The sequence below is a fragment of the Bacteroides sp. 2201st1_D9_2201SCRN_220225 genome (assembly GCF_040928965.1).
In the GTDB taxonomy this organism is placed as follows: domain Bacteria; phylum Bacteroidota; class Bacteroidia; order Bacteroidales; family Bacteroidaceae; genus Bacteroides; species Bacteroides stercoris.
The window spans coordinates 1-2,961 of the sequence record NZ_JBCODG010000149.1 but is presented as its reverse complement, the minus strand read 5'-3'; the positions used below and the strand labels follow the sequence as shown (position 1 = coordinate 2,961).

The 2,961-nt window shown below is 40.2% G+C and carries 4 protein-coding genes; 1 reads left to right on the top strand and 3 read right to left on the bottom strand.

The genetic code is table 11. From position 1 onward, the window contains the following. Positions 1–482 precede the first annotated feature (482 nt). On the top strand, positions 483–644 hold the full coding sequence (locus AB5903_RS22195; RefSeq protein WP_005868748.1) for a hypothetical protein: 162 nt from the start codon (positions 483–485) through the stop codon (positions 642–644). Positions 645–801: 157 nt separating this feature from the next. Here the strand turns inward: AB5903_RS22195 and AB5903_RS22190 are convergent, their stop codons facing one another. The 3 genes from AB5903_RS22190 to AB5903_RS22180 all read right to left on the bottom strand — a co-directional run bounded on the left by AB5903_RS22190 (position 802) and on the right by AB5903_RS22180 (position 2,919). Next, positions 802–2,079, bottom strand: a complete 1,278-nt coding sequence (locus AB5903_RS22190; protein WP_005868749.1) for a type II toxin-antitoxin system HipA family toxin — start codon at positions 2,077–2,079, stop codon at positions 802–804. Further along, positions 2,076–2,414: a helix-turn-helix domain-containing protein gene (locus AB5903_RS22185; protein WP_005868750.1), complete on the bottom strand. Its 339-nt coding sequence runs from the start codon at positions 2,412–2,414 to the stop codon at positions 2,076–2,078. The genes AB5903_RS22190 and AB5903_RS22185 overlap by 4 nt, the downstream gene beginning before the upstream one ends. Before the next feature lie 169 nt (positions 2,415–2,583). Next, on the bottom strand, positions 2,584–2,919 hold the full coding sequence (locus AB5903_RS22180; RefSeq protein ID WP_005868751.1) for a single-stranded DNA-binding protein: 336 nt from the start codon (positions 2,917–2,919) through the stop codon (positions 2,584–2,586). Between the last annotated feature and the right edge of the window lie 42 nt (positions 2,920–2,961).

Genomic DNA, 2,961 nt, shown 5'->3' with positions numbered 1-2,961 from the left:
AACAATCTATATTTGCAACGGAAAATGATTTGACTTCCCTAAAAAATGATATGAAAAAGACAAAACTTGAAAATCAGCAACAGGTTTGGAAAGGATGCAAAAAACAACCGGTCAGACAGCAAGCATGGCACATTCCGAAAATATGGTCAGCCGCCTATCGACACACCGGAAGAAACCTCTGCAATTCCTTTTAAAAAAATGAAGCCGAAGAATGAAGCATACAATATTCCACGTATCGAAAAAAGTGACTGCACGATAAAATGAAAGGCTGCAACGGAAGAACAGACTTGCGGATTCTGCGGGGAGAACATAACCATACAGGCATACAGCCACTACAACTGTTTCCGGAAAAAGAAGATTATACAACCGGAAAAACAGAAAGGCATCCACTCGGAGAAAAGCAAGCAAACGATTGAAGCGGACTGCCGATTTAGCGGCGAAATATCCGACTACCTATATACAGCCCTAAAAGGCTGGGGCATATGGGTAAGCAACAGACTGCCGGGCAAATAAAAGGAGAGTGGCATAGCCGCCGGAAAGAGGTTGTCTCGATGTGGCCGAAGCTCCGAAAGCAGACCGGATATGCCTCTCTCCTTTGCCTTCCCCATTCCTGGATTTCACACAATCACGGAGCCTGCGAGTGACTATGAGAAATCCTGAAACGGGGACAGTCACTCCGCTGAAAGGGTGGGTGGGAAACATGTGACTTTCTCCAAAATAACAAATAGGGGTATAAAGATCTCAAAAGAAAAGAAAGCCGTTCCAGAAAAGACTGGAGCAACTATCACCATCTACTGTTCTTTAAGTTAATTGCAGCAAATCCAAATCATCAGTGACCAATCCATCCAATACATGTTGGATTTTATCAAATATAGCCTTATCTATGCCATACGTGGCGCATAACGATTGAAATTTGCTTACAGCATCGAACACCTGTAATATCTTCTTTTCGGGCTCCTCTACAAAATCCTCGGCAAAGTTGACGAAATCACTTGTAGTCAAGGCAGACCTTTTGCCCATCACGCCCATCGAATGAATGTGTGCTGAAGAATTTTCCCATGTATTTGCCGTGAACATTACATCATATGCAGGTGATAAACGCCATACCCCTGCCTTATCCATGATAAACGATATGTTCTTATTATGATCATCGGATATACCTGCGACATAATTAAATACCATTCTGATAAATATCTGATCTTTGTCTTCCTGGGGAAGTTTCAGAGTCTCTGCTATCCAACACAGCTTCATATAATCATCTGCACCCGGCATAATGGCCGCAAGGGTCTGACTAAAGAGCTTTTCTCCATTCTTACGATCAAATCTTTCCGTTACGAAATGATTTCTTCCATCAATTTCTTTCAGGAAGCATGGCATCATGTTGATTCCCGCCGCCTTTGCCATTTCGCTATATACCATTTCTATCTCTGTGGTAGGAGAGTCATCTGCTTCTTTAAATTTGATGATATACTGCTTAAAATTTTCAGGCAAATCCACCTGGCCGGAACGAAACTCTTCCGTTTCGAGATTATAGGCAATCACTGCCTTCGGGCGCATGCCACCGGCAGAAGTTCCAAGATATATCAACTTTTTCATCGTGAGGCTATCCTCCGGTGATATGACAGCAGCATCTCGATCATTATATATTTTAGAAGCCAAAGTTGCCAATGATGACATATTTACTGACTCATGGATGGCATCATCATTAAATTCCGGTTCAAATTCCAATGCTCCCATAGCCCTCTTGCCAATATAAGAGAGCTTCAATAGAGGCAATGATTCCGTAACCTTTATATTATTATCCGTGAGCCATTGGTCAAATAGGGAAGCCCCCCATTTGTCAGGAAGCGCATCTGCAAGAAATTCCGGAAGCCCTTGATATAATTTATCTTTATTCCCATAGAAAGACGCAAACAAAGGGGTTCTCTTAGGGTGTGTGGAAGGGCATATATCATAATCTTGTTTCCTATATTCATCCGTAAATTGGAATACAGAACAATGCTTTTCAAAGTCCCAATTCAATTTGCCAATGCAAGTCCCCCACAGATATACATTCACTATAATCGGCTCTTTCTTCATACCATCTTACGTTTACCGTTAATTCTTTGTATTCTTTTACCTGTTTTTTCATTGATTAGGAAAGGGGAGTCTGGAAGTTCCGGAACCAAACCGACAACGCCTTCAAGAGTTCCACTTATACGCAAAATCTTAAGCAATGTACTTAGGGCAATATCACTTACTTTACAAGATTCTATTCTCTTAATAGTAACGATAGATACTCCTGCCTTATCCGCAAATTCTTGCTGGGAAAAACAGCAGCTAAGTCTTATAGACTTAACTCTCTTGCAGATTTCCTTTACAATACATTCATCTGAAAATTCGTATATTGTATATGTATCATATAATCTTTTCATAGAAAAACATATTTAGGTATCATTTTTGATACAAAAATACCGATAAATCTGAAAATCACCAAATTAAGAAACACTTTTTTTATAATCTTCTGCCGCATTAGCAAACGATTGAAGCGACCTTGTGCCGCTTCAATCGTTTGATTGCTTTTTCTTTTTAGTCCGGGGGTTCTTATTTTTCCGGAGTCGGGTAGAACTTAGTAGCTACCATCACAATGCGGTTACGTTTCTCCCCACTTTTAGAATCCGTCCATTCTTCCGGCTTAAAGTAGCCTTCAACGGTAATCAGTACATCTTTTTGCAGTATCCAAAAAGCATAGCGGTCTTCCATCTTACTCCAGGCTTCAACTTTCATAACAGAGGAAACAAATGTTTTTTCTTCATTTATCTTGCCTATGCGACTGACCACAATAGAGAAGTGTGCAACCTTTACTATTTCGAATAAATGGATTTCTGCATCCCTACAAATCCTGCCTGTTACTGCGAATGAATTTTCAATCTTTTTCATATCTCTGATTTTTTAGAAGTTAATTAATCAATTTTACAGTGC

Excerpts from the sequence above, each read along its gene's own strand:
- AB5903_RS22195 (WP_005868748.1), top strand. The coding sequence starts at position 483 with ATGGGTAAGCAACAGACTGCCGGGCAAATAAAAGGAGAGTGGCATAGC.
- AB5903_RS22190 (WP_005868749.1), bottom strand. The coding sequence starts at position 2,079 with ATGAAGAAAGAGCCGATTATAGTGAATGTATATCTGTGGGGGACTTGC.
- AB5903_RS22185 (WP_005868750.1), bottom strand. The coding sequence starts at position 2,414 with ATGAAAAGATTATATGATACATATACAATATACGAATTTTCAGATGAA.
- AB5903_RS22180 (WP_005868751.1), bottom strand. The coding sequence starts at position 2,919 with ATGAAAAAGATTGAAAATTCATTCGCAGTAACAGGCAGGATTTGTAGG.